We start from the raw sequence: 26,278 nt of genomic DNA on the forward strand, positions 1-26,278 counted from the left end.
ATGAAGAAGTTCGAACGCACCGAAGGCCTCGTCGCACCGCTTGACCGGGCCAACGTCGACACCGACCTGATCATCCCCAAGCAGTTTTTGAAGTCGATCCAGCGCACCGGCTTCGGCGTCAATCTCTTCGACGAGCTGCGTTACCTCGACGAGGGGCAGCCGGGCCAGGACGTCTCGCAGCGGCCGCTCAACCCCGACTTCGTGCTCAATCAGCCGCGCTACCAGGGTGCGAGCGTGTTGCTGACGCGTCGCAACTTCGGCTGCGGCAGCTCACGCGAGCATGCCCCGTGGGCGCTGGAGGACTTCGGCTTCCGGGTGGTGATCGCGCCGAGCTTCGCCGACATCTTCTACAACAACGCCTTCAAGAACGGCATCCTGCTGATCAAGCTCCCCGAGGAGCAGGTCGACCGGCTGTTTGCCGAGGTCGAGGCCAGCGAGGGCTATCGGCTTGACGTGGACCTGGAGAACCAGCGGGTGATCACGCCGTCAGGCGAGATCCTCGAGTTCGAGGTGGACGCCTTCCGCAAGCAGTGCCTGCTCGAGGGGCTCGACGATATCGGCATCACCTTGAAGGACGAGGACGCCATCCGGGCCTTCGAGGCCAAGCATCGGGCCGAGCGTCCCTGGCTGTTCCGTGATAGTGCGCAAGCCTGACAATACATACTGCAATCGGCCGGAACATGGGACTGAGCCGTCGGCCGGCCCCGAAGTGTCGGGCCATCGAGGAGGCGCTGTGTGCCCATCCCTCGCCTAGGGCCTCCTCTCTGGCTTGCCACCGGCGTCCCCTCGGTTGACCGGCCACAAGGACACAAGGAATCACGATGACACGCAAGATTCTGGTACTGCCGGGCGATGGCATCGGCCCGGAAATCACTGCCCAGGCCAGCCGGGTGCTGGCCGCCTGCCAGGCCCGCGGCCTGGATATCGAGGTGGAAGAGGCGCTGGTCGGCGGGGCCGCCTACGACGCCGAGGGCTCGCCGCTGCCCGAGAGCACCCTGGCCCGGGCACGCGCCGCGAATGCGGTGCTTCTCGGTGCGGTGGGCGGGCCCAAGTGGGACACGCTCGAGGACATCAGCAAGCGTCCCGAGAAGGGACTGCTGGGCCTGCGCAAGGAGCTCGGCCTGTTCGGCAACCTGCGCCCGGCGCTGCTTTATCCGCAGCTGGCCGAAGCCTCCAGCCTCAAGCCCGAGCTGGTCGCCGGTCTCGACATCATGATCGTGCGCGAGCTCACCGGCGGGATCTACTTCGGCCAGCCGCGGGGCATCGAGGAGCGCGACGGCCAGCGGGTGGGCTACAACACCTACGTCTATTCCGAGGCAGAGATCGAGCGCATTGGCCGGGTCGCCTTCGAGATGGCGAGCAAGCGCAACAAGAAGCTCTGCTCCGTCGACAAGGCCAACGTGCTGGAAGTGACCATGTTGTGGCGCGAGGTCATGGAGCGTCTGGCGCCGGAATATCCGGACGTCGAGCTGTCCCACATGTACGTGGACAATGCCGCCATGCAGCTGGTCCGCGCTCCCAAGCAGTTCGACGTGGTGGTTACCGGCAACATGTTCGGCGACATCCTCTCCGATGCCGCGGCGATGCTTACCGGCTCCATCGGCATGCTGCCCTCGGCCTCGCTGAACGCGTCCGGCCAGGGCATGTACGAGCCTTGCCACGGCAGCGCCCCGGACATCGCCGGCCAGAACGTCGCCAATCCGCTCGCCACCATCCTCTCGGTGGCCATGATGCTGCGCTACTCACTGGGCGAGGCCGCGCTGGCCGAGCGTATCGAGGCCGCCGTGGGCCAGGTGCTCGACGATGGCCTGCGCACCGCGGACATCGCCGCCGAGGGCCAGCGGACCGTGTCCACCGCCGAGATGGGTGATGCCGTGCTGGCGGCCTTCGACGCCATCTAGCCTGTCTGCCCCTCGCGGGGCGCAGCTTGCTCCGAACCTCCGGCTGCGCCTCCCTTCACCTTTTCGTCAGGGGCCTGTGTGACCTCCAGGGCACGTCCGGCGCTCTGGACCCCACGACGTTGCCCGGCGACGCCGGTCTGGTCGCCCTCTGATAGAGGGCCTATCGGCAATTCCGGAAAGTCCGGTAGGGCAGAGCCTGTCTCGACTATGATGTGATATGCCATGTCAGGTTTGCACAGATAGGCCGCCGTGAAGACACTTCGCCGCTTCATTGATCTACCTCGTTCTCGACAGGCGTTGGTCCTCGAAGCCACCTGCTGGCTGGTACTGGCATGGCTGTTGGTGCGCATTTTCCCTTTCCGCTCATGGTCCCATTGGCTGGGTGACCAAGTGCCGGGAATGGGGGAAGTTGCGTCAGCCGATGCAAAAAGTGATGCTCTGGCGAGGGATATCTCCCGGACGATTACGGCCATCAACCAGCGCGTAGGTAGGCGATTTACCTGTCTGATGCTCGCCATGTCGCTTCAGTGGATGCTCAGCCGTCGACATATTTCCAGCAGCCTGGTGCTCGGAGCCCAGACCGAGCAGGACGTTAAGCAACGACTGTCCCTCAAAGCGCACGCTTGGGTGAGTATCGGTTCTGGGGTCGTTCTGGGTGAGATTGGGGAACAATATGCTCCGCTCTCCAGCTTTGTTCGCCGCTACCGATCACCGAAAGGATAATGCCGGTGAGTGCGATCCTTGGCCGTATTCATTTATCCGGAAGGTTGGTGGACCCTACAGCATTCGCCTCTGCGCTGGCGACACTGGACCATTACGGTCGAGACGGTGCCAGCATGCGGGTCGAGGCAGGAATCGGTCTCGGCTATCAACGCCTCGATGTGTCCCCCTTTTCGGTACATGAGCGCCAGCCCCTTGTGGAAGGCCCCTATGCGATTGTTGCCGATGCCATTCTCGATAATCGTGAATCGCTCTGCGATGAATTGTCCATTGAGTCAGGCTGGCGTTCTCAAACACCCGATAGCCGGCTTCTGCTGCTTGCATACCGCCGCTGGGGGCAGGAGTGCGTACAGCGACTCGTAGGAGATTTCGCCTTTGCACTCTGGGATAGTCGCAAACAGATACTGTTCTGCGCCAGAGATCACATTGGGGCTCGGCCCTTCTACTATCACTCTTACGGTGACAGCTTCGTCTTTTCGACTGATATCCGTGCTCTGCAAGCGTTTTCGGATCTTGCATTTGAGATCGATGAATCGCGTGTGGCCGGGTACCTGTTCTGGCCATTTGGCTGCCGTGAAGGCAGTTTCTTTCATGGCGTTTATCCTCTGCCTGCCGGACATTGCATGTCCGTGGACCATCACGGAGTATCTTTACGGGCCTACTGGCATCCCGGTGACGTTCCAAGCATCCGCTACGCGAGACGAGAAGACTATATTGAGCATCTCCGAGAGTTGCTGGAGCAGGCGGTGAGCGATCGCCTGGTCTCGCACTACCCGGTTGGCTCTCACCTGAGCGGAGGGTTGGATTCTGCAGGGGTGACGATTCTCGCCAGTCGCCTGATGCGGGCAAGGGGTAGGAGGCTGGACATGTGCTACAGCTGGTCTCCCCCCATCTCGAGCGAATATCCCTTATCTGATCGAAAACGTGATGAACGCAGGGTGATCGAGGAGATCTGTCGTCGGGAAGATATCCGTTGTCTCTACGGACCGACCACGGGCCAGGACTATCTGGATTATCTCAAGGGTGACATTGCTCTGGAGGGAACCACCGACCTGTTCGAGGAGCATGGGGTCATGCGTCAGGCTGCTTACCGGGGTACCCGGGTCATGCTCTCAGGGTGGGGAGGAGACGAGTCTGTCACTTTCGGAGTGCGAGGTTATCCTGGTTATCTATTGAAGCATGGGCAGTTGATGCGTCTGCTCTCGATCGCTCATAAGGCGGCCGGCGGCTATCATCGTCCAAGGAAATGGGCCAGTTTCCTTTGGCGGGAGTGTTTGCTATCCCTTCTTCCCGATAGTGTTTATGCACGCTACAGCCCCTACCTGAGGCCCGAGCAACTGGAGTTTCTGTACCGGCCTGACTTTGTCGAGCGGTTTGCGGGCTTGCTGAGCTACCGCTCGCCGGCATGGAGAGAGTATCCCGACCCTGTCGCCATGCAGGTCTTGTTGCTGACAAATGGGCATCTGGAAGGCCGCATGTCGACTTGGTCGCATTGGTCGGCCCGGCACGGCATCGTCTATCGTTATCCTCTAACAGACCTTCGCTTGCTGCGCTATACATTGGGCCTGCCCCCCGAGCTGTTGTGGTTTCAGGGCCAGGCCCGGAGCCTCTATCGCAGCGCTCTCGATGGCGTGCTCCCGCGGGAGGTTGGCAAGAACGATACTGTCAATGAACGCAAGCGAATGAAAGTCCGGGGGGAGTGCTGGAAACTCCTTGCGTTGGAATCGACAAGAGGGGCATTCCAGCACGAGTGTCGATGGCTGGATATGTTGGCCTTGCATACCAGAATGAGCGAAGCACCTTCCGAGATGACGTCCGCTGAGCAGATGCTGCGCTTCCTTCCCCTTTGTTCCGCTGTCCAAGTTTGGCACTTGTGGAAGTATTATGAGTTAAATAGTTGATGATTAGCATTTTCATGCTTTCTTACTATCACTTTAGGGTTATTGCAGGCTTCTTGACTTTTTATGGTTCTGTAACGATATTTTACAAAAGCTCTCCAAGTGGGCTGAGTCGTGATTTGAGGGTGGGAGAGCTCGAAGGTTCGACGACTGGAGGATGCCAAATGAAAAAGCCATCAGATGCCGAGATGCGTGATCGGAACAGCGAGAAACGCGAGTGGGTTAGGCCCGAACTGACATCAATGAGCGTCGAACAGACTCTCTCGGGAAGACAGAATGTGCCCGCCGAGGACATGTCAGGTCGCTCCAATGTGCCAGGCTCTTGATTCTCTAGTCAATGCTCATCGCGGTTCCCTATGACATGGATGGCCACTGGTGGTCATAGGGAGCGGGATCAGGTCCTCAAGAAAGGCGTGCTATGGATAAATCAACGGTAGTGCGGCGTAATCCCTCATTACTCTTCTCTGTTCTGGACGAAGATACAGTCTTCTTCAGTGCTGATCGCGGTCAATATTATGGTACTCAGGCCGTCGGGAGTCATATTTGGGCTCTTATCGAAGAGGAAATGAGCATCTCTTCGATATGTGATAAGCTTCTCGAGCATTTTTCTGTGGATCAAGAGACATGTGAGCGTGAGGTGTCTTGCTTTATGAAGCAACTTGAAATGGAAGGGTTGATCATGATTCGATGAAGGCACTAGCCAATACCATTTTTTTATCAGAGGCGTTAGCGATAATGGTATGCTTGTTTCATGAACATGCCATGATAGATTCCTCCCAAACCGACAAGTTCCTCATGCGTCCCTTTTTCGCAAATTTTTCCCTTATCCATAACGTAGATGTAGTCAGCCATTCTGACGGTTGAAAGCCGATGGCTGATGATGAGGGCTGCGCGATGATTGATACGCTCACGGAAGGTGTCGAAAAACTCAAACTCCGCGCCAGGGTCAAGAGAGCTTGTCGGTTCGTCAAGAATTATCAGTTGTGATTCTCGCAAGAATGCTCGTGCCAAGGCGATTTTCTGCCACTGACCGATGCTTAGCTCCTGGCCATTGTCAAACATGCGTGTCAATTGTGTATCATAGCGCGCTGGAAGATCCTCGATAAATGAGTGCGCCCCTGCCTTTAGTGCGGCCATCTCTATGGATGGCATAGAAATGGAATGATTGATGTCACCGAAGTGGATGTTTTCGCGAACTGTCGCCGCATAGTGAGAGTAATCCTGAAAGACTACGCTAAAATACCGGCGGTATCCTTCCAGGTCGAAATCTCGAATGTCCACCCCGTCTATTGTTATGCGTCCCTCGATCGGATCATAGAGGCGACACAGGAGCTTGATGAGCGATGTCTTGCCAGAGCCATTGGCGCCCACCAAGGCGACTATCTGTCCCGGTTTTATTCTTACATCGATTTCACATAGGGCGAAATTATTGGCATGGGGATAGCGAAAGCTTACGCTCTCGAAGCGAATGCCTTCCACTAGTTTTTCTGGAAATTGTCTGTGAGAGTGACTGTCAACCATGGCTGGGCTCATGTCCAGGAACCTGAAAATAAGCCCCATGTAGAGGTGGTCCTCGTAAAGTCGGGAAAGCCGCTGTATCACTTCTTGACCAAGGGACTGGGCACGTTGGAAGATGAGCATGAAGAGAACCAGATCTCCGGCGCTGCTCTTGCCTTGCGAGGTCCGCCATGCAAGGTATAAAAGGACGACAAAAAAAGCAATCGTGGCGATGCTCTCCGCAGCGATATCGGCATATGTGCGTCGTTTGTTGATTTTCATGCGCCCCCGCCTAATGTGTCCGCGAAGGTTGGCATAATGGTCTTTCAAATAGTCGCCCAACTGATAGAGCCGTAGTTCCTTGGCGTGCATATCAGATGTCATCAGCCAGTCGAGGTAGCTTGCGTGTCGCTCCATTTGGGTACGACGTCGCTGCCAATCGTATAGGTGACGGGTGAAATAAAGTCGAGCTACTGCTGCCGGGACTATAGCGAGCATCAATACTGGCAGCAGTAGCCAATGAATCGAGACGATCAATAGCATGACGCCCGACAGCATCAGCCCGCTCCTGATCAGCAACATCAGATTGCCAATGACCTGTGCAGGACGCTGATTTCCGGCCTCCCTTGCCCGCTCCAGCGTATCGAAGTAGTGGGGGCTTTCGTAGAAAGCGAGATCGACACTAACGGCACGTGAATGAATTTTCTGATCGATATATTCGGCAACCAGCAGTGCATTGGCTTCTTTCGCAAGATTCGACATGGCATGAGTCGCAAGGAATGCGAGAGACGTTATTCCCGTCAGGACAACGTACCATAACACTGGGGCGGCATGAGCATTGGAACCGTCCTGGGAAACAAGCTCGGTGACCACATCGGCGAGTTGCTTGAGAAGATATAGCACAGTCAAGCCCAAAGCCACTTCAAGTAGCATGAGCAGTGTGCTTAGCACAGACCATTTTCGACTGCCCGCCCAGACTATTGGCAGGATTCTGGAAAGGGTTCGCAGTGGGGAGAGGAATATATGCGTCTTGCTCATGACTGATCGCGTTCAATCTTTTTTTTCTTCTTGACTTTTATACTAGATCTCTTTATCAGGACGCGCCATGGTCGCGTGATGTAATAAAGCCATTGCCAGCGAGCGGGCAGTGGCCAAGATTGATAATCCTCATAGCCTGGTTTGAAACACTGTAGCCATCTAAAAACTCTCGAAGACATCCGATGAGATGTGGTGGTCTGCCAGTTGAATGAAAATTCTGGTGTATGAGGGGACTCCCGGTTTATAGGTGCATCCCGTTCCCTCCCTTGTACTGCAATATGAAAGGCGTTCAGCAAGGAGTTTGCATTCTTCCCAAGGAATGTAAGGTTTCTCTTCGAGTCGTCGGCAAGGGCATGGTAAAGATCCAGGCTTGCTTCGACAGTCGTCAATGCCCCCTGTTTCTTCGCACACCGATACACTGAATCCAGGGAAAAGCTTGGATGGCGTTGAATGGCATCGAGATCGACAAGCCAGTGCAAGTGTGACCAATGGTGGCGTGTGTGGTGAAGACATATATATACGAACAATTCCGGCGTAGGCATGACCCAGCATTCCTCACCACCTACGGATAGTAGTTCCCTATCTTTCATTGCAATCTCTGTGGGGTAAAGCTTTCCACCCCTATCCAATTTCTTGTGCAGTTCAATTTGTACGCCTTGAGGTGAGATTAGCGTCATCACAGTCTTCGTGCGAATGGCGACCTGTAGACTCGTGATTTCATGGGACATGTATTCTGGATCATATGCTTGGTAGCCTAGTTGCAGTGCAGAGTCCAACAAGGCCAGGCAATGCTGCTGAGGCACTAGTAGATCAATGTCGCGGCAACAGCGTATGGCCGGGTCATCATAATAGCGCTTTGCCAGTGAAGGACCCTTGAAGAACATATATGGAATATGCAAGGGGGCTAGAATCTCGCGAGAAAGGCGTTGCTGTTCGCCCATGATCTGCAAGTTATGATGGATGATGCTCAGGCATTGGCATCGCATTTCATACACGCCTTTCTGTGTTATCGACGAAGGGGAAAGGGATCGCAGGTGTTGATAGGCCAAGGGAAGAACAAGCAGCTTTTCTGCTTTGCGTGTCACGTCTGACCAGTCGGTTATATCCTCGCAGAGCGTCAAGGCCTTTAGGCGCTGAGAATCCGTGAGTTCAAGCCTGGCGAGCAGGATTAACAAACGCAGGCCCGTGTCCAGCAGGGCATTCTCAGCCGTCATGACTCGCTTCATGCTGAATTCGCTCAAGCAAGGGGGCCAGTCCCTGTTCCATGCTTGGCAGCGACCAGGGGCGGCGATAGCGATAGACCGAGATCTTCCGTGCCAAGTCGGTCGCACAATCAAGCAAGTGTCCCGGACCACTGAAGATCCAGGCGCACTCCGGTCGATAGATCGCGGCCATGATGGCCTGGAACGCCTCCAGGCCATGCAGAGGGTAAAACTCAACCTGGTTATCCTTATCGTTCCGCTCCAGCACCACTAGGTAGCGTAATGGCAGGGCGATTGTCTGGAAGCCGCAATGCTGAACGATCTGGTACTTGGCACCCCGTGTCATGTCCCTGATCAGTTCCGGGCCGTCGAGCTCAAGATATGTCAGTGCATCCTTGCAGAGCTTGATTCGATGAGGGCCGGGATACAGGTAGGGCAGTGTCTCCCCGGGTTTGACGACCCCAACGTCATCGCTTACCAGTGGCCAGCCCCTGTGATAGTGCAGCCAGGCTGCCAGTGTCGACTTGCCCGCACCCGAGGGACCCGTGAAGCCCCAAACGCCTGAGGGAGTATTCAGAGCGCTGAGATGCAGAGGCAGCCAATGTCGCTGGTGCAGCAGGGCGCCCAGGGCGGTACCCATAAGGTAGAGACGCATCTCCCTGTCTCGAGCGTCGCCTGAGTGCCTCGATCTTCTAGATCGATCGATCTTGATATGGCGCCCCCGCTCGATTTTGAAGCGAGTCCCCCCCTCCAGACCAAACTGGCAGCAATCTTCCGCATACTGAAGCCAGCCTTCCTGCACATGGGGGATATCCAGTGTTTCCGCGAGAGGGGCCTCAACGATTGAGACATCTGAATCGGGGGGAGGGGAGGCTGCTGGAAGCTCCGGGAGCTCCAGTTGTGAGCTCACCACTAGGCCGTAGGTAGCGTAATGGTATGGCAAGGAAGCCAGATGCGAATCCACCTCATTACGTCTTGTTTCTGCATTGAACGATGCGCCAGCAACAGCCCTTTCCTGATGCATGTGGTGAGCCCTCCTCCAGGATCGCCTCGTGCTGGCGAGTCGGGTACTAAGACCTCAAAGGAACGGGACTTAGCTCGGATGCCAGAGTGGGGTGTTGTTTTGGTTACACTATGAAACATTGTAGTCGGTTCTTGTTACTGTGCATGCGAGGATTGCTGCAGCCTTTCGCACCTGGGGCTCCCCATGGCAGGCCTTGGCTAACCCCCTCCCTGCCAGATGGGGCTGGCTCATGTATAATGTGGCCCTCATTCGATTTCTGGAGGACTTCACATGTTGAAAGTCGGTTTCGTTGGATGGCGTGGCATGGTGGGCTCCGTGCTCATGCAGCGGATGGTGGAAGACGGGGATTTCAGCGGCATCGAGCCGGTCTTCTTCACCACCTCCCAGGTCGGCCAGCCGGGGCCCGACGTCGGCGTGGACGTGCCTCCGTTGAAGGATGCCTTCGATATCGAGGCCCTCAAGGCGCTTGACGTGGTGGTCACCTGCCAGGGCGGCGACTACACCAAGAAGGTCTACGAGGATCTGCGGGGCGGCGGCTGGAAAGGCTACTGGATCGACGCCGCCAGCACCCTGCGCATGGCCGACGAGGCCACCATCGTGCTGGATCCGGTCAACCGCAAGGTGATCGATGACCAGCTGGCACGCGGTGCCAAGACCTTCGTCGGCGGCAACTGCACCGTCAGCCTGATGCTGATGGGCTTGGGGGGGCTGTTCGAGGCGGACATGATCGAGTGGATGACCTCCATGACCTATCAGGCTGCCTCCGGCTCCGGCGCCAAGCACATGCGCGAGCTGCTCAACCAGATGGGCGCGCTGCGCGACAGCGTGGCTGGCGAGCTTGCCGATCCGTCCAGTGCCATCCTCGACATCGATCGCAAGGTCACCGCGGCCATGCGCGGCGGCGACTTCCCGGTCGACAACTTCGGCGCGCCGCTGGCCGGCAGCCTGCTGCCCTGGATCGATTCCAAGCTCGACAACGGCCAGAGCCGCGAGGAGTGGAAGGGCTCGGTGGAGACCAACAAGATCCTTGGCCTGCAGGACAACCCGGTGCCTATCGACGGCCTGTGCGTGCGCATCGGGGCCATGCGCTCCCACAGTCAGGCGTTCACCATCAAGCTCAAGCAGGATGTGCCGATCGACGAGATCGAGGAGCGCATCGCCACGCACAATGACTGGGTGAAGCTGATCCCCAACGACAAGGACGCCACGATCGACGGCCTGACCCCGGCCGCCGCGACCGGCACCCTGACCGTGCCGGTGGGTCGCCTGCGCAAGCTGGCCATGGGGGGCGAGTACCTGTCCGCCTTCAGCGTCGGTGACCAGCTGCTGTGGGGGGCCGCCGAGCCGCTGAAGCGGATGCTCAAGATCCTTCGCGAGCAGTGACGGCGCGTCACCGGGGGCCTTGGCCCCCGGTGTCCCGATCTCCTTGCCGAAAACGGGGCGCTTCTTTCGAGAAGCGCCCCGTTTTCGTTGCGTGGGCGACGAGGCGGGCATCTCGCACATGAATGAAGTACGTTGAGAGCATGAGGCGTGCCCTGCGTCATGCGTAGCACGCCAACGAGTGGGATATGATACATAGATATCAAGCCATCTCATTGATTCACATCGGCGCATCGCCGGGGATGGTCGCTGACAGGACGCAAGGGAATCCATGAAACGCAAGCTGACGCTCACCATGCTGCTTTCGCTCTCCGCCGCCAGCTCGCAGGCCCTGGCGCTGGGGCTGGGTGATGTCGAGGTGCGCTCGACGCTCAATGCGCCGCTGCGCGCCAGTATTCCGCTGACCGACACGGCCGGCCTGCAGGCCGGCCTGCTCAATGCCTCGGTCGCCGACCCGGGGGCCTTTCAGGCCGCCGGGCTGACGCGCACGCCGCTCGCGGCCAGCGTTCGGCTCGAGGTCAGTCGGCGCCAGGGGCAGCTGGTGCTCGACCTCGCTACCGAGCGTGCCGTACGCGAGCCCTGGCTGGACCTGCTATTGCGCTTCGACTGGCCAGGCGGACGGCAGCTCCGCGAGGTGACTCTGCTGCTCGATCCGCCCGACTATGCGGCGATGCCGGCACTGATCGCCTCCTCGCCTTCCCGCCAGGTCGCACAGGCCGCGCCGACATCAGCGCCCCCGAGCCGCCGGGCCGTCGCGCCCTCGACGCCTTCGGCGTCCTCTACATCTGGTGATCTCGCCCGGGTGCGCAGCGGAGATACCCTCTGGGCGGTGGCCGGTCGCCTGCGTCCGGACAGCGGCATCAGCATGAACCAGATGATGCTGGCCCTGGTGGAGGCCAATCCGGAGGTGTTTCCCACCGGCAATATCAACCAGATGCGGGCCGGGTTCACCCTCGTGGTGCCGCCCCGCGAGACCATCGTTGCCCGTTCGGCCGACACGGCGGCCGGCCTCGTCCAGGCCATGAACCAGGCCTGGGCCAACCGCGGCAGTGGAGCGCCGGCCCGGGTCCCCCTAACGGCCCCGGCCGAGCCGGCGACCGTGGCCGGCGCCGAGACACCGGCGTCGGACGCGGCGGCCCCTTCGGCGGCTGGCGAGACGGCGGATGACAGCACTCGGCGCGTCGATGCTTCCGCCAGCGGCCCGCGCCTGACGCTGCTCACCGAGAAGGAGGCCGCGGCCGCCGGCCTCGGTGGCGGCCACGAGGCGGGCGCCGCGGCCGCAGGCGACGGGGGGCAGGGCAACAGCCAGCCGTCGCCCCCGGAGGGGCGCCTGGATCCCGGCGTGCTGGCGGCCATCACCGGCAATGGCGAGCTGAACGAGGATCAGCGCCTGTTGCGCCTCGAGCGGCGTTGGCAGGAGAATCGTCAGGCGCTCGCCGCGGTGCAGGCCGAGCGCGATGCCCTGGAAGAGGAGGTCGGTGATCTGCGTGGTGAGCTCGCCGCCCTGCGTCAGCGTGTCGAGGCGCTGACGGCCGGCGGCCGAGGCGTCGAAGGCGCCGGGGCCGGTGGCGTGGTGCCGCCCGGCAGCGAGCCCGCCGAGGCCTCTCCCCCTTGGTGGGGCGCCGTTTACCAGGGCGCCGTCGAGCGGCCCCTGCTGCTGGGCGGCGCCGGGCTGGCCGCCCTGCTGGCGCTGTGGGCCCTGGTGCGCCGACGTCGGCACCGGGAGGAGGAGCCGGTCTTCCCCTTCGGCGAGGTGCAGGTGGCCGAGCCCTCCGATGATGCTCCTGCAGAGCACGCTCCCCTCGCGCCGGGGGGGGCACGGTCTCCGGAGCGGTCCCCCGCGGACCCGGTGCGGGCTTCCATGCCCGAGGCCGAGGCCATCAACGAGGCCGATATCTTCATCGCCTATGGCCGCTACGACCAGGCCCGCGAGCTACTGGAGGCGGGCCTGGTCCGGGAGCCGGAGCGTGACGACCTGCGCCTGAAGCTGCTCAAGGTGCAGCTCGAGCAGGGGGACCGCAGCGCCGCCCGTCAGGAAGCGCAGCGCCTTCAGGAAGCCGGCGATGCCGCCACCCGGGCCGAGGCAGAGCGCCTGATGGCCCGTCATGCCCCCCCCGCGGCCTCGGCCGCCACCGCCGGGGAGCGCGCCGTCTTCCCGGAGCCCAGCGAGCTTCCGCCGCGGGTCTTCAATGCCCCCGACGGGGAGGATGACGCTACCCCGCCGGCGAGCAGCGTCACGGACGGGGATGCCAGCGTGGCGGTGCGGCCGATGCAGGGCGGCGATCCCGATGACCTGGCCCGTTATCGTCCTCCCGAGGTCACTTCCAGTGCCGAGGGTGAGGGGCGTGACTCGCAGCCCGGGCAGCCGGCTCGGGAGGAGGTGTTCAGCGGACCGGCGGCGCCTGGGGCGTCCGAGTCGTCGAGCGAGTCCACCAACCCTTGTGGGGTCGGTGACGAGGAGTCGCCGCTGCCCCAGGTGGACAGCCGGATCAACGAGGAGGGGCGCGAGATCATCGACTATCGCCCGCCGTCTCTCGATCGGAAGGCGCCGGTGCGGCAGGAGACCCCCATGCAGCCCAGTGTGGACTTCACCCCCGGGGGCCAGCAGGCGTCTGGCGACGCCGTGGCCGCCCAGGCCCATGACCCTTCCCGCTGGGAGGTGGAGAACGATGATGCGGCCGCCCAGGCCCGTGACCCTTCCCGCTGGGAGGTGGAGAGCGATGATGCGGCCGCCCAGGCCCGTGACCCTTCCCGCTGGGAGGTGGAGGAGGTGGCGTTTCCGCCCCTTGGCGGGGATAATGGGGCCTCTGCCGGCGCGGCATCCTCCACGGCCACCCTGGGTGAGGCCCGCCACCTGATCGATCTCGGCGAGGAGCGCGAGGCCCGGATCCTGCTGGAACGCTTGCTCGAGGAGTCCCATGACGCCGGAGCGAGGGAGGAGGCCCGCGAACTGCTCGACCGCCACCAGCCATGAAGTGCGCATGACCCTTTTCCAACGGCTCGATGAACATCACCCACTGACCGGCCGCCTGGCCATGGCGGTGGAGTACGACGGCACCGCCTACTGCGGCTGGCAGCGCCTCAAGCACGCCGCCTCGGTGCAGGAATCTCTCGAGACCGCCCTGTCCCGGGTGGCCGGCGACCGGGTCAAGGTCCACGCCAGCGGGCGTACCGACTCCGGAGTCCATGCCACCCGCCAGGTCGTCCACTTCGACCCGCCCGCGCGGCGCTCCCAGAAGGCGTGGGTGTTCGGCGTCAACGCCAACCTTCCCCGGGACATCGCCGTGCGCTGGGTCAAGCCGGTGGCCGACGACTTCCATGCCCGCTTCAAGGCCCTGGCTCGGCGCTACCGCTACGTGATCCTCAACCAGCCCAGCCGGCCGGTGCTGGAGCGTGCCAACGTCACCTGGTGCCGGGATCCCCTGGATGCCGAGGCCATGCACGAGGCGGCCCAGGTGCTGGTGGGCGAGCACGATTTCTCCAGCTTCCGCGCGGCGGGCTGCCAGTCGAAGACGCCGTGGCGTCACCTGCACTTCATCGAGGTGCATCGGCATGGCCCCCTGGTGGTGGTCGACGTCCAGGGCAATGCCTTCCTGCACCACATGATCCGCAACATCGTCGGGGCCCTGGTCTCCGTGGGACGCGGCGAGCAGGGCGCCGACTACCTGGCGCGACTGCTGGCGCTCAGGGACCGCACCCTCGGCGACGTCACCGCCCCGGCCTGTGGCCTGCACTTCGTCGACTCCCTCTACGACGAGGCCTGGGGCCTGCCCCGCGAGCCCCTGGGGCCCAATCTGCTGGCCTTCCTGGGCGAGTGGACCGGGGAGCGGTCGCTGCCGGATTGCCCCATGGTCGCGTTTCGCCGCGGTCGCCCGGTGGCGCAGGCGGCCCTGGTCGGGGAGGGCGGCGATGACTGAACACGGCAACCGCCCCGGGCGCACCCGGATCAAGTTCTGCGGCATGACCCGCCCCGAGGATGTGGATGCCGCCGTGGCCGCCGGCGCGGATGCCCTGGGTTTCGTGCTCTGGCCCGGCAGCAAGCGTGCCGTGGACATCGCGTGCCTGGCGCACCTGGCGGCGCGGGTGCCGGCCTTCGTGACTCGGGTCGGACTCTTCGTCGACCCCGAGCCGGAGCTGGTGGCGCGGGCGGCCGAACATCTGGACCTGCTGCAGTTCCATGGCGAGGAATCGCCGGCCACCTGCGCCGCCCTCGGGCGCCCCTGGATCAAGGCCCTGCGCATGCGCGACGGCCTCGACCTGTCCGCCGCGGCCGGCGACTATCATCAGTCTCGCGGGCTGCTGCTCGACGCCTACCGGCCCGGCCTGCCGGGGGGCACCGGCGAGACCTTCGACTGGTCGCGAATCCCCGCAAGCCTGACAAAACCTGTTATCCTCGCTGGAGGCCTGACGCCGGCCAACGTGGCCGAGGCCATCGCGGTGGTCCGGCCCTACGCGGTGGATGTCTCCGGCGGCATCGAGGCCGCGCCCGGGCGCAAGGATGCCGCCTTGATGGCGGCCTTTCTGCAGGCGGTGCGCCGCGCCGACGGCTGAGCTCGTGCCACTGCGTCTTCCAATCCCCAACACCCCTTCTGGCGACCCTGTGAGGTGTCTTTCGTGAGCAAGTTCAGTGACCTGACCCGACTGCCGGATGCCCGTGGCCATTTCGGCCCCTATGGCGGCCGGTTCGTCTCGGAGACCCTGAGCTTCGCCCTGGAGGATCTGGAGAAGACCTACCTGAGTCTTCGCGATGATCCGGACTTCCAGGCCGAATTCGACTATGACCTGGCCCATTACGTGGGCCGCCCGTCACCGCTCTATCATGCCGAGCGATGGTCGAAGCAGCTCGGTGGCGCCCAGGTCTGGCTGAAGCGCGAGGACCTCAACCATACCGGCGCCCACAAGGTGAACAACACCATCGGCCAGGCCCTGCTGGCCAAGAAGAGCGGCAAGCCACGGGTGATCGCCGAGACCGGTGCGGGCCAGCACGGCGTGGCGACCGCCACCGTGGCCGCCCGACTGGGCCTCGAATGCGAGGTCTATATGGGCGCCGAGGACGTCGAGCGCCAGAAGCTCAACGTCTACCGCATGCGCCTGCTCGGTGCCAACGTGATTCCGGTGGAGTCCGGCACGCGGACCCTCAAGGACGCCATGAACGAGGCGCTCCGGGATTGGGTGACCAACGTCGACAACACCTTCTACATCATCGGCACCGTGGCCGGTCCGCATCCCTATCCGATGCTGGTGCGCGACTTCAACGCCGTGGTCGGTCGCGAGGCGCGCTGGCAGTCGGTCGAGGAGTTCGGCCGGCTGCCCGATGCCCTGATTGCCTGCGTTGGCGGCGGCTCGAACGCCATGGGGCTCTTCTACCCCTTCGTCGAGGACGACGAGGTGGTCATGTACGGCGTCGAGGCCGGCGGCGATGGGGTCGCCAGTGGCCGCCATGCGGCGCCCCTGGCCTCCAATGCTCCCCGGGGCGTGCTGCACGGCACCCGCACCTATCTGATGTCAGACGAGGGCGGGCAGGTGTCCGACACCCACTCCATCTCGGCGGGGCTCGACTACCCGGGCGTGGGACCGGAGCATGCTCTGTGGAAGGACGTCGGGCGGGTCAACTACGTGGCCGCCGATGACGATGCCGTCCTCGAGGCGTTCCGGGAGCTGACCCACGTGGAGGGCATCATGCCGGCCCTGGAGTCGGCTCATGCCCTGGCCTACGCCAAGGTGCTGGCACCGACCATGCGCCCCGACCAGCATATCGTGGTCAACCTCTCCGGACGTGGCGACAAGGATATCCTGACCGTCGCCAAGCTCGACGGCATCGACATCTAGGGGACCCTGATGAACCGTATCGATCAACGCTTCGCCGCGCTCAAGGCCCAGGGACGCCGCGCGCTGATTCCCTACATCACCGCCGGCGATCCGGCCCCGCAATATACCGTGGCGTTCATGCATGCCCTGGTTCGCGCCGGGGCCGATGTCATCGAGCTCGGAGTGCCGTTCTCCGATCCCATGGCCGATGGCCCGGTGATCCAGAAGGCCTGCGAGCGTGCCCTCAAGCATCAGGTGCGACTCTCGCACCTCTTCGAGATGGTCCGCGAGTTCCGCCAGGATGATGCCGAGACGCCGGTCGTGCTGATGGGGTATCTCAACCCGGTGGAGCGCATCGGTCTCGAAGCCTTCGCCGACCAGGCCCGTGAGGCGGGCGTCGACGGCGTGCTGATCGTCGACATGCCGCCGGAGGAGGCCGACATTCTCGGTCCGACGCTCAAGGCGCGGGGGCTGGCCTCGATCTTCCTGGTGGCCCCTACCACTTCCCGTGCCCGGGCCGCTACAATATGCGCCCATGGCGAGGGGTATCTCTACTATGTGTCCCTCAAGGGGGTGACCGGTGGTGCCACGCCCGATGCCGACGACGTCGCCGAGCACTTGGCCCCGTTGCGCGAGCTGACCGACCTGCCGTTGTGCGTGGGCTTCGGCATTCGCGACGGGGCCTCGGCCGCCGAGGTGGGCCGGGTCGCCGACGGCGTGATCGTGGGCAGTGCCCTGGTCAGCCGAATCGCCGAGAACGCCGACGATCCCGAGGCGATTCCCGCCGCCCTGGAGGCGGTATTGGGCGAGATGCGTCAGGCACTGGATGCGTGACGGGTCCCGAGCCGACCGATTCGATTCCGCCCCCGGCTTGCCGGGGGCGACAGCATAGATGGAAGCGTTTCTGACATGAGCTGGCTAGACAAGATCGTGCCCTCGGTGGGCCGCATTCAGCGCAAGGACCGTCGCGCGAGCGTGCCCGACGGCCTGTGGCGAAAGTGTCCCAAGTGCGAGGCGGTGCTCTACCTGCCTGAGCTGGAGAAGCACCACAACGTCTGTCCCAAGTGCGATCATCACCTGCGCCTCACCGCCCGCAAGCGGCTGGACTGGTTCCTGGACAAGGAAGGCCGCGAGGAAGTCGCCGCCGACCTCGAACCCAGCGATCGCCTCAAGTTCCGGGACTCCAAGAAGTACAAGGATCGCCTGGCAGCGGCCCAGAAGGCCACCGGCGAGAAGGATGCCCTGGTCGCCATGCGCGGCACCCTCGAGGGGCTGCCGGTGGTGGCCGTGGCCTTCGAGTTCACCTTCATGGGCGGGTCCATGGGCGCCGTGGTGGGCGAAAAGTTCGTGCGCGCCGCCACCCTGGCCCTCGAGGAGGGGATCCCGCTGATCTGTTTCTCCGCCTCCGGCGGGGCGCGCATGCAGGAGGCGCTGTTCTCGCTGATGCAGATGGCCAAGACCTCTGCGGCCCTGGAGAAGCTCAAGCAGGCCGGCGTGCCCTATATCTCGGTGCTCACCGATCCGGTGTTCGGTGGGGTCTCGGCATCGTTGGCCCTGCTCGGTGATCTCAATGTCGCCGAGCCCAATGCGCTGATCGGCTTCGCCGGGCCCCGGGTGATCGAGCAGACGGTGCGCGAGCAGTTGCCCGAGGGCTTCCAGCGCAGCGAGTTCCTGCTCGAGCATGGCACCGTGGACATGATCGTCCATCGCCAGGATATTCGTGCCCGCCTGGGTGGCGTGCTGCGTAAGCTGACCCACCAGCCGGCTACCGGCCTGGCCGAGCCCGCAGCGGCCGAGCCCGACCTCGTGGATGCGGCGGAGCAGGCGGAGGACAAGGTCGAGGAAGCGCCAGCCGCAACGGATGCGGCTGAGCCGGTAGAAACGGCAGAGCCGACGGGCGACGAGCGCCCCGACGCCAGCCGCTGAGCCAGGCGCCCATGCAAGACGCTTCCCATTCTCCGCTCGACGCCTGGCTGGCACGGCTGGAAGCGGCGCATCCGGTGGATATCGACCTCAGTCTCGAACGGGTGGCCGAGGTCGCGCGCCGTATGGGCCTGCTGGATGCTCGCGTTGCCGGACGCGTGATCACCGTGGCCGGCACCAATGGCAAGGGGTCCACCGTGGCCATGCTCGAGGCGCTGGCCCGGACCCATGGCTTGACCACGGCGACCTACACCTCTCCCCACCTGGTACGCTACAACGAGCGGGTTCGCCTGGACGGCCAGGAGGCGGATGACGAGGTCCTGGTGGCAGGCTTCGAGGCGGTCGAGGTCGCCCGGCGCGGCGGTGATCCGGTCAGCCTGACCTATTTCGAGGCGGGGACCCTGGGGGCGCTGCATGCCATCGCGGCACGCGGCCCGGACCTGGCGATTCTCGAGGTCGGCCTCGGGGGACGTCTGGATGCGGTCAATATCCTCGATGCCGATGTGGCCGTGGTCACCACCATCGCCCAGGATCATGCGGCCTTTCTTGGCGACGATCTCGAGGGCATCGGCCGGGAAAAGGCTGGCATCATGCGCCCGGGGCGGCCGGCCGTCCTCGGCAGTACCGCCCTGCCGCAAAGCGTGCGCGCCACCGCGACAACGCTCGGGGCGCCGGTGCATGCCCTTGGCGAGGGCTTCCAGCGGCGGGCCGTCGAGCCTGGCTGGGCCTGGGAGGGGCATGATGCCGAGGGGCTAGTGCGGCGACTGGAGGCGCTGCCCGATCCGGGCCTACCGCTGGACAACGCCGCCACCGCCCTGCAGGCGCTGGCGCTGGCCGGCGTGGCGCTTGACGAGGCCGCCTGCCGCCAGGGCCTGACGTCGGTGATGCTGCCCGGGCGCATGCAGTGGCGCGGGCAGTGGTGCCTGGACGTCGGGCACAATCCCCATGCGGCGGGCTACCTGGCCGCTCGCCTGGCCGAGCGACCTTGCCAGGGACGCACCATCGCCCTGCTCGGCATGCTGGGCGACAAGGACGCCGATGGCGTGATCGCTGCCCTGGCGCCGGTGATCGATGCCTGGGTGCCGGTCAGCCTCGACGGTGATCGGGCCCGCAGCGCCGATGCGCTGGCCGGCCATCTCGAGGCACAGGGCCAGGCCGTCTGGCATCGCGCCGCATCGCCGGGGCAGGGGGCGGATTGGCTGGAGGCAAGCCTCGAGCCCGAGGATCGGGTGCTGGTCTGCGGGTCCTTCTTCACCGTGGGCGCCGTGCTGGCGGCCTGGGCGTCCCGGGCGCAGACTGCAACGGATGACAGGTCCAGCGAGGGAGCGACATGAAATACGGTATGCGTGAGCGGGTCAGCGGGGCGCTGATCCTGATCGCCCTGGCGGTGATCTTCGTCCCGCTGTTGTTCGACGACCCGGCCCCCCGGGAGGGTCGCCCCGAGCCGGTGCTGACCATCGAGCAGCCGGTGGAGGTCGAGCGCCGCGACCTGGCCGATCCGCAGCCGCCCGCGAGCCTGCAGGAGAGCCCGGCGACTGAAGAGGCCTCGGCGTCCCGCGAGCCGCCCCCAGCGCAGGAAGAACCGCCGCCGACGTCCTCTGCACCCGAACCGGAGCCTGTCCCCGAGCCCGACGCGGCGCCCGTCGCCGAGGCCGATGCCCCGGAGGAGGCGGCCGAGGAGGAGAGTTCGCCCGATCCCATCGCCGAGCTGGCCCGCGCCGCCGACGAGCGCCTGGCCCGCAGCGAGGAGGCCGGGGAGGAGGCGGCCGCCAGCGCGCCGTCGTCTCCTGCCCCCGGCGGTGAATGGGCCGTCCAGGTGGGCAGCTTCGGCGAGCCGGGCAATGCCGAGCGCCTCGAGACGCGGCTGACGGAGCAGGGTTTTCCGGCCTACCGCCGGCCCCGGGGCAATGACCTGACCAGCGTCTATGTGGGGCCCTATGGCAGTTCCGAGGTCGCTGAGGACGTCATGGGCCAGCTCAAGGCCCGCTTGAATCTGCAGGGCCTGCTGGTGAAGGCGCCATGACGCTGACCTGGCTGGACTGGCTGTTCATCGGCCTGTTGACGGTCACCACCCTGGCCGGTTTTCTGCGTGGCCTGGTGCGCGAGGCCCTCGGGCTGGCCTCCTGGCTCGTCGCCCTGCTGGCGGCGCGCTGGCTGGCCGAGCCGGTGGCCGATCTGCTGTCCGGCGTCATCGACAGCCCCGATGGCCGCCTGGTGCTGGCCTTCGTGCTGGTGACCTTCGCCGTCATCCTGGCCTGTGGCGTGGTCATCCGGCTGATGCATGCCGCCGTCGAATGGGTGGGCATGGGGCTCTTCAACCGGGTTACCGGGGCCGCCTTCGGCGCGGCCAAGGGGGCGGCGATCCTGGTGGTGGTCACGATCCTGATCAGCCTGACGCCGTTGGTGCAGCTCCAGGCCTGGCAACAGGCAGTGCTGCGACCAAGCTTCGAACAGATGAGAGACTGGGCGGTGAGTCGACTGGCGGTCTGGGAGGACCGCCTGCCCGTGTCGGCGCCGTCCCTGGGCGACCTGCCGCGTCCCGTGTCGCGACCGGCCACGGAAGCAGGCGAGGTCGCTTCCCCCTGACATTGATGAAACACGGGGCGGCCTGTCGATGCCGTCCCACCCTAGGCGAGCGAGGTAAGGTGTAATGTGCGGTATCGTGGGCCTGATGGCCAAGCAGGCGGTGAACCAGGGAATCTATGATGCCCTGACGGTGCTCCAGCATCGGGGCCAGGATGCCGCCGGCATGATGACCTGGAACGAAGGGCGCTTCCTGCTGCGCAAGAGCAACGGCCTGGTGCGCGACGTCTTCCATACCCGCCATATGGCGCGACTCAAGGGCAACCTGGGCATCGGCCATGTGCGTTACCCCACGGCGGGGTCCTCCAGCGAGGCGGAGTCCCAGCCGTTCTATGTCAACTCCCCATACGGCATCAGCCTGGCCCACAACGGCAATCTGACCAATTCCGAGCAGCTCAAGCAGGAGCTGTTCTCCTCCGACCTGCGCCACATCAACACCAGCTCCGACTCCGAGGTGCTGTTGAACGTCTTCGCTCACGAGCTGGGCAAGCAGGGCCTGCACCTGGAGCCGGGCGACATCTTCGATGCGGTGCGCCGCGTGCATCGCCGCTGTCGAGGCGGCTATGCCGCGGTGGCGATCATCAACGGCGTCGGCATGGTGGCCTTCCGGGACCCCAACGGCATCCGCCCGGTGGTCTTCGGCACGCGAGACGAGGGCAGCGGCCAGGAGGTGATGATCGCTTCCGAGTCGGTGGCCCTTGATGTCGGCGGCTTCGAACTGCACCGCGACCTGGCGCCCGGCGAGGCGCTGTTCGTCGACATGGAGGGCCAGGTGCATACCCAGTCCTGCGCCGACGCGCCGCGTCTCGCGCCCTGTATCTTCGAGCACGTCTACCTGGCGCGTCCGGATTCCATTCTCGATGGCGCCTACGTCTACGGCACCCGCATGCAGATGGGTCGCAAGCTCGGCGACCGCATCCAGGCCGAATGGCCGGATCACGACATCGACGTGGTCATCCCGATCCCCGACACCTCCCGGACCTCGGCCCTGGAGCTCGCCCAGCACCTCGGCGTGACCTATCGCGAGGGCTTCATGAAGAACCGCTACATCGGGCGGACCTTCATCATGCCCGGCCAGACCCAGCGCAAGAAATCGGTGCGCCAGAAGCTCAACGCCATCGACATCGAGTTCAAGGGCAAGAACGTGTTGCTGGTGGACGACTCCATCGTGCGGGGCACGACCTGCCGACAGATCATCCAGATGGCCCGGGAGGCCGGCGCCAACAAGGTCTACTTTGCCTCGGCGGCGCCGCCCGTGCGCTATCCGAATGTCTACGGCATCGACATGCCGGCGGCCACCGAGCTGATCGCCCATGGTCGCAGCGAGGCCGAGGTGGGGGAGCTGATCGGCGCCGACCGCATGGTCTACCAGGACCTGGATGATCTCAAGGATGCCTGTCGCGAGGTCAATCCGGCCCTGGACGCCTTCGATTGCTCGGTGTTCGATGGCCGCTACATCACCGGCGATATCGACGACAGCTACCTGGCCGATCTCGAGGCGTCCCGCAACGACGCGGCCAAGCAGCAGAGCGCCGGTGACCATGCTCTGGTGGGCATGCACAACCAGGAAGACGACATCGACTGAGGTAGGCTTCCATGCACGACGACACCCATCCGGCGGACGCCTGGGGCCTCGACACCCGCGCGATCCGTACCGGCCACCATCGGACCGGCGAGCAGGAGCATGGTGAGCCGATCTTCCCGACCTCGAGCTTCGTCTACGAGAGCGCCGCCGAGGCGGCGCGCAAGTTCGGCGGTGACGAGCCGGGCAACGTCTATTCGCGCTTCACCAATCCCACGGTTCAGACCTTCGAGCGGCGTCTCGCCGCCCTCGAGGACGGGGCGCGCTGCGTGGCCACCAGCTCCGGCATGTCGGCGATCCTGGCAACGGCTCTGGCACTGCTCGAGGCCGGCGACGAGATTGTCGCCTCGCGGTCGCTGTTCGGCTCGACGGTCAGCCTGTTCGACAAGTACCTCGGCAAGTTCGGCATCACGACCCGCTACGTGGAGCTCTCGAACCTCGAGGCCTGGCAGGCGGCCATCACGCCGGCGACCAAGCTGATGTTTGCCGAGACGCCTTCCAACCCCCTTTCCGAGGTGGCGGATATCGCCGAGTTGGCCGATCTGGCCCATGGCCATGGGGCCTGGCTGGCCATCGACAACTGTTTTCTGACCCCCGCCCTGCAGCAGCCGCTGGCCCTGGGAGCGGACCTGGTGATCCATTCCGCCACCAAGTACCTGGACGGTCAGGGCCGTGCCGTGGGGGGCGCCGTGGTGGGGCCCGACACGCTGCTCGAGGAGGTCTTCGGCGTGGTACGCACCTGCGGGCCCTGCCTGAGCCCCTTTAACGCCTGGATCTTCACCAAGGGGCTGGAGACCCTTGGCCTGCGGATGAAGGCCCACTGTGCCAATGCCCGCCAGCTGGCCGACTGGCTCGAGGCCCATCCGGCGGTGGAGCGGGTCCACTACAGCGGCCTGGCCAGCCATCCCCAGCACGCCCTGGCGGCGCGCCAGCAGCGTGACTTCGGCGCCGTGCTCGGGGTCGAGGTCATCGGCGGGCGCGAGGGCGCCTGGTCGGTGATCGACGCGACTCGCATGCTGTCCATCACTGGCAACCTGGGGGATGTGAAGACCACCATTACCCACCCCGGAACCACCACCCACGGTCGTCTCTCCGATGACCAGAAGGCCGCCGCCGGCATTCGCGAGGGGCTGATCCGCGTGGCCGTCGGCCTCGAGGACCTCGCCGACATCCAGGCGGATCTGGCTCGCGGGCTCGACGCCCTGGTGCGCTGACCGCGCTCTGGCACCTGATGCCGTCTCCTTCGACGCCCCGCCTCTGAGCGGGGCGTCGGCGTGTGTGGGGCACACTTTCCCGCGGGATGAATCCAGGTCCGCCATATGATTGAATTAGTATTAACTCATTTTGATGACCTTGGTCGAATCGCTGCGCCGGCCATTGCATAAAAGCGAATGGTTATTTCATTTATTTGCAATTTCTTTGGCTGGGGCGATCGGTATGATGATTTCTCATTCGCTGACAGGGCGCGCCTGGGGCGCCCCCGTGTCGGCATAACGAGGTTTCACGCCGGGAGGGCCGACTCATGTGGCGCAACACGCATCGCGAATGGGGCATCGTCAGCATCGCGCTCCACTGGATCAGCGCGCTGGCCTTTCTTGGTCTCTTCGCCCTGGGCTGGTGGATGACTGGCCTGGGCTACTACGACGGCTGGTACAACCTGGCACCCTGGTGGCACCGCTCCCTCGGCATGCTCGTACTGCTGCTGACGCTGGTGCGGCTGGCCTGGCGGCTTTTCCAGCCGGCCCCGGCGCTGCCCGGCTTGCGCATGGAGCGGCTCGCCGCGCATCTCGGCCACGTGGCGCTCTACGCGATGATGCTGCTGGTGCTGACCAGCGGTTATCTGATTTCCACCGCCGAGGGCGACGGCATCAGCGTCTTTGGCTGGTTGACCGTGCCGGCCGTGGTCAGTGACCTGCCCAACCAGGCCTCCGTGGCCGGTATTGTCCACTGGTACGGTGCCCTGGCCATGATGCTTCTGGCAGCGGGCCATGCCCTGGCGGCGCTCAAGCACCATATCTGGGATCGCCGCGACACCCTGGCTCGCATGCTTCATCCGCGTCCTGCCCGCCGCGGCGATACGCGACACCCCTGACCCATGCAAGGAAGGAGACAGTAATGTCCATGAAAACGGCCATGACGGCCACTCTGGCTGCCGCCGCCCTCGTGCCGCTCGCCCAGGCCCAGGCCGCCGACTACGTGATCGACACCGAGGACGGGCAGCATGCCTTCGTCCAGTTCAAGATCAGCCACCTCGGCTTTTCCTACATCCTGGGCAGCTTCGAGGACTTCTCCGGCCAATTCAGCTATGACCCGGACAACCTGGCGGCTTCTTCGGCCAACCTCGAGGTGGACGTGGCGAGCCTGACCACCAATCATGCCGAGCGCGACAAGCACATCAAGAGCGATGACTTCCTTGATGTCGCGGAGTACCCGACCGCCAGCTTCACGTCCACCGGCTTCGAGTCCACCGGCGAGAACCAGGGGGTGTTGAGCGGCGAGTTGACCCTGCACGGCGAGACTCGGGCCATCGAGATGCCGGTGACCCTGCTGGGCGAGGGCGAGGATCCCTGGGGCAACTATCGGGCCGGCTTCGAGGGCTCGACGACCCTGGCCCTGGCCGACTACGGCATTGACATGTCCAGCTTCCCCGAGCCGATGCGGGAACTCGAGCTCTACGTGACTTTCGAGGGCATCCGCCAATAAGCGCCACGCCCCGGCGTCCGTGTTCGAACCAGAACACCCCCGGCCGCTGGGCCAGGGGTGTTTTTTCGTGCCCGGCCATCAGGCCGGGCGTCGCGGTCCGGTGCCGTGGGCCTCAGCGGCCAGGGTTGTAGAGGAGGGCATCCGGGAAGTGACGGCGCAGGATCCGGTTCTGGAACGGGTCCACGAAGCGCGAGTTGATGATGATGATGAAGCGCTCGAAGGATGCCGACGGTTCTTCCGCGGTGATGGTGTCCACGCTGTGAAAGAGCCTGTCGTCGCGCAGGTGAAGCACATCCCCCGGGGCCAGGGTGATGTCGGCGAGCCGCCGGGTGCCGGCCTTGTCGGCATACAGCTGGTTGCGGCCCCCCGTGACGTTCTCTCGCGTCAACACCATGATGCTCAGCGCTTTGCAGCCATCGGCGTGGATGCCCTGGCCCTGCAGCGGGTCGAGAGCCGTCTCGCCCCGGACTCCGTTGATCTGAAAGAGGATCGGTTCGTTGGGCCGGATCGCCCAGAGCCGCGCCCAGGCGCGCACGAAGGCCCTGACATCGGGGCGTTGGAGAAACGCCTCCTGCAGCGGCTCGTAATACCGCAGCCTGTCGGCCATGCTCTCGGCATCATTGAAGGCGCCGCCCTGTGCCATAGGACAGGGGCCCAGCGCTTTGACGCCGTCCTGGTCGTCGATGGCGAGCCATCCCATGCGCTTCCAGCGCTGATTGACATAGGGGTCACGCGGCAGGTCGGAGGTGAAGCCCTGCCACGCTTTCAGGTCCACCTGCGAGCGGACCTGTGTCATGGCCCAATCCTGTCGGCTGATGTCCTCGCTGACGTTCGGGGACCAGTAGTCGGCCAGGGGGTCGATTGGCATGGTGGTACGATCAAAGCCATATTTGAGTGTGTCGAGTTTCATGAGTCGTTCTCCTGAGGGTCTTAGGCGTTATTGCCCGTGCGTTGACTAAAACAATCAGCCAACAGTAAAAACAGGAGAAGAAACGTTTCTAAATGTCAAAAAAATGTTA

General features: G+C 63.9%; 23 protein-coding genes. 19 read left to right on the forward strand and 4 right to left on the reverse strand.

Annotated elements, in window-relative coordinates; genetic code table 11:
• From leuD to EKG36_RS07280, 5 genes are all read left to right on the forward strand, one after another.
• The gene (gene leuD / locus EKG36_RS07260; RefSeq protein ID WP_126482547.1) at positions 1-654 is read left to right on the forward strand and encodes a 3-isopropylmalate dehydratase small subunit; all 654 of its coding nucleotides are present in this window, start codon (positions 1-3) and stop codon (positions 652-654) included.
• A gap of 167 nt (positions 655-821) precedes the next feature.
• The gene (gene leuB / locus EKG36_RS07265; RefSeq protein ID WP_126482549.1) at positions 822-1,901 is read left to right on the forward strand and encodes a 3-isopropylmalate dehydrogenase; all 1,080 of its coding nucleotides are present in this window, start codon (positions 822-824) and stop codon (positions 1,899-1,901) included.
• 249 nt (positions 1,902-2,150) lie between these two features.
• Positions 2,151-2,624 (forward strand): lasso peptide biosynthesis B2 protein, encoded by a 474-nt coding sequence (locus EKG36_RS07270; protein ID WP_126482555.1) that lies wholly within the window; start codon positions 2,151-2,153, stop codon positions 2,622-2,624.
• A gap of 5 nt (positions 2,625-2,629) precedes the next feature.
• Positions 2,630-4,522 carry an asparagine synthase-related protein gene (locus EKG36_RS07275; protein WP_185827504.1) on the forward strand — a complete coding sequence of 631 codons (1,893 nt, stop codon included), beginning with the start codon at positions 2,630-2,632 and terminating at the stop codon, positions 4,520-4,522.
• Positions 4,523-4,937: 415 nt separating this feature from the next.
• Positions 4,938-5,210, forward strand: a complete 273-nt coding sequence (locus tag EKG36_RS07280) for a PqqD family peptide modification chaperone (protein ID WP_126482559.1) — start codon at positions 4,938-4,940, stop codon at positions 5,208-5,210.
• Positions 5,211-5,245: 35 nt separating this feature from the next.
• Here the strand turns inward: EKG36_RS07280 and EKG36_RS07285 are convergent, their stop codons facing one another.
• The 3 genes from EKG36_RS07285 to EKG36_RS20455 form a co-directional block, all read right to left on the reverse strand.
• Positions 5,246-6,949 carry an ABC transporter ATP-binding protein gene (locus EKG36_RS07285; protein WP_185827505.1) on the reverse strand — a complete coding sequence of 568 codons (1,704 nt, stop codon included), beginning with the start codon at positions 6,947-6,949 and terminating at the stop codon, positions 5,246-5,248.
• 101 nt (positions 6,950-7,050) lie between these two features.
• A complete protein-coding gene (locus EKG36_RS07290) occupies positions 7,051-8,268 on the reverse strand; it encodes a nucleotidyltransferase family protein (RefSeq protein ID WP_185827506.1) in 1,218 nt (405 codons plus the stop codon).
• Positions 8,258-9,280 (reverse strand): phosphoenolpyruvate carboxykinase (ATP), encoded by a 1,023-nt coding sequence (locus EKG36_RS20455; protein WP_185827507.1) that lies wholly within the window; start codon positions 9,278-9,280, stop codon positions 8,258-8,260. The genes EKG36_RS07290 and EKG36_RS20455 overlap by 11 nt, the downstream gene beginning before the upstream one ends.
• A gap of 270 nt (positions 9,281-9,550) precedes the next feature.
• Here EKG36_RS20455 and asd point away from each other — a divergent pair, with 270 nt between their 5' ends.
• The 14 genes from asd to EKG36_RS07360 all read left to right on the forward strand — a co-directional run bounded on the left by asd (position 9,551) and on the right by EKG36_RS07360 (position 25,259).
• Complete coding sequence (gene asd, locus EKG36_RS07295; RefSeq protein ID WP_126482565.1) at positions 9,551-10,663, forward strand: aspartate-semialdehyde dehydrogenase; 1,113 nt, start codon at positions 9,551-9,553, stop codon at positions 10,661-10,663.
• A gap of 268 nt (positions 10,664-10,931) precedes the next feature.
• Positions 10,932-13,634 carry a FimV/HubP family polar landmark protein gene (locus tag EKG36_RS07300; protein WP_126482567.1) on the forward strand — a complete coding sequence of 901 codons (2,703 nt, stop codon included), beginning with the start codon at positions 10,932-10,934 and terminating at the stop codon, positions 13,632-13,634.
• 7 nt (positions 13,635-13,641) lie between these two features.
• On the forward strand, positions 13,642-14,577 hold the full coding sequence (truA, locus tag EKG36_RS07305; RefSeq protein WP_126482569.1) for a tRNA pseudouridine(38-40) synthase TruA: 936 nt from the start codon (positions 13,642-13,644) through the stop codon (positions 14,575-14,577).
• Positions 14,570-15,211, forward strand: a complete 642-nt coding sequence (locus tag EKG36_RS07310; protein WP_126482571.1) for a phosphoribosylanthranilate isomerase — start codon at positions 14,570-14,572, stop codon at positions 15,209-15,211. Before truA ends, EKG36_RS07310 begins: the two co-directional genes overlap by 8 nt.
• A gap of 63 nt (positions 15,212-15,274) precedes the next feature.
• Complete coding sequence (trpB, locus tag EKG36_RS07315; RefSeq protein ID WP_126482573.1) at positions 15,275-16,489, forward strand: tryptophan synthase subunit beta; 1,215 nt, start codon at positions 15,275-15,277, stop codon at positions 16,487-16,489.
• 9 nt (positions 16,490-16,498) lie between these two features.
• Positions 16,499-17,302 carry a tryptophan synthase subunit alpha gene (trpA, locus tag EKG36_RS07320; RefSeq protein WP_126482574.1) on the forward strand — a complete coding sequence of 268 codons (804 nt, stop codon included), beginning with the start codon at positions 16,499-16,501 and terminating at the stop codon, positions 17,300-17,302.
• 75 nt (positions 17,303-17,377) lie between these two features.
• On the forward strand, positions 17,378-18,394 hold the full coding sequence (gene accD, locus EKG36_RS07325) for an acetyl-CoA carboxylase, carboxyltransferase subunit beta (RefSeq protein ID WP_126482576.1): 1,017 nt from the start codon (positions 17,378-17,380) through the stop codon (positions 18,392-18,394).
• An 11-nt stretch (positions 18,395-18,405) separates the two neighbouring features.
• Complete coding sequence (folC, locus tag EKG36_RS07330) at positions 18,406-19,725, forward strand: bifunctional tetrahydrofolate synthase/dihydrofolate synthase (protein WP_126482578.1); 1,320 nt, start codon at positions 18,406-18,408, stop codon at positions 19,723-19,725.
• On the forward strand, positions 19,722-20,414 hold the full coding sequence (locus tag EKG36_RS07335; RefSeq protein ID WP_126482580.1) for an SPOR domain-containing protein: 693 nt from the start codon (positions 19,722-19,724) through the stop codon (positions 20,412-20,414). Before folC ends, EKG36_RS07335 begins: the two co-directional genes overlap by 4 nt.
• Positions 20,411-20,977, forward strand: coding sequence for a CvpA family protein (locus EKG36_RS07340; protein ID WP_126482582.1), 567 nt, complete (start codon positions 20,411-20,413; stop codon positions 20,975-20,977). Before EKG36_RS07335 ends, EKG36_RS07340 begins: the two co-directional genes overlap by 4 nt.
• A gap of 64 nt (positions 20,978-21,041) precedes the next feature.
• Entirely contained in the window at positions 21,042-22,559 is a 1,518-nt protein-coding gene (gene purF, locus EKG36_RS07345; protein ID WP_126482584.1) for an amidophosphoribosyltransferase, read from the forward strand.
• Between the two features lie 11 nt (positions 22,560-22,570).
• Positions 22,571-23,770 carry an O-succinylhomoserine sulfhydrylase gene (locus EKG36_RS07350; RefSeq protein ID WP_126482586.1) on the forward strand — a complete coding sequence of 400 codons (1,200 nt, stop codon included), beginning with the start codon at positions 22,571-22,573 and terminating at the stop codon, positions 23,768-23,770.
• Between the two features lie 308 nt (positions 23,771-24,078).
• A complete protein-coding gene (locus EKG36_RS07355; RefSeq protein ID WP_126482587.1) occupies positions 24,079-24,648 on the forward strand; it encodes a cytochrome b in 570 nt (189 codons plus the stop codon).
• Positions 24,649-24,671: 23 nt separating this feature from the next.
• A complete protein-coding gene (locus tag EKG36_RS07360; RefSeq protein WP_126482589.1) occupies positions 24,672-25,259 on the forward strand; it encodes a YceI family protein in 588 nt (195 codons plus the stop codon).
• 112 nt (positions 25,260-25,371) lie between these two features.
• On the opposite strand, the gene EKG36_RS07365 is transcribed toward EKG36_RS07360, so the two are convergent.
• Positions 25,372-26,169, reverse strand: a complete 798-nt coding sequence (locus EKG36_RS07365; RefSeq protein ID WP_126482591.1) for a 2OG-Fe dioxygenase family protein — start codon at positions 26,167-26,169, stop codon at positions 25,372-25,374.
• Between the last annotated feature and the right edge of the window lie 109 nt (positions 26,170-26,278).

The sequence above is a fragment of the Halomonas nitroreducens genome (assembly GCF_003966155.1).
GTDB classification, from domain to species: domain Bacteria; phylum Pseudomonadota; class Gammaproteobacteria; order Pseudomonadales; family Halomonadaceae; genus Halomonas; species Halomonas nitroreducens.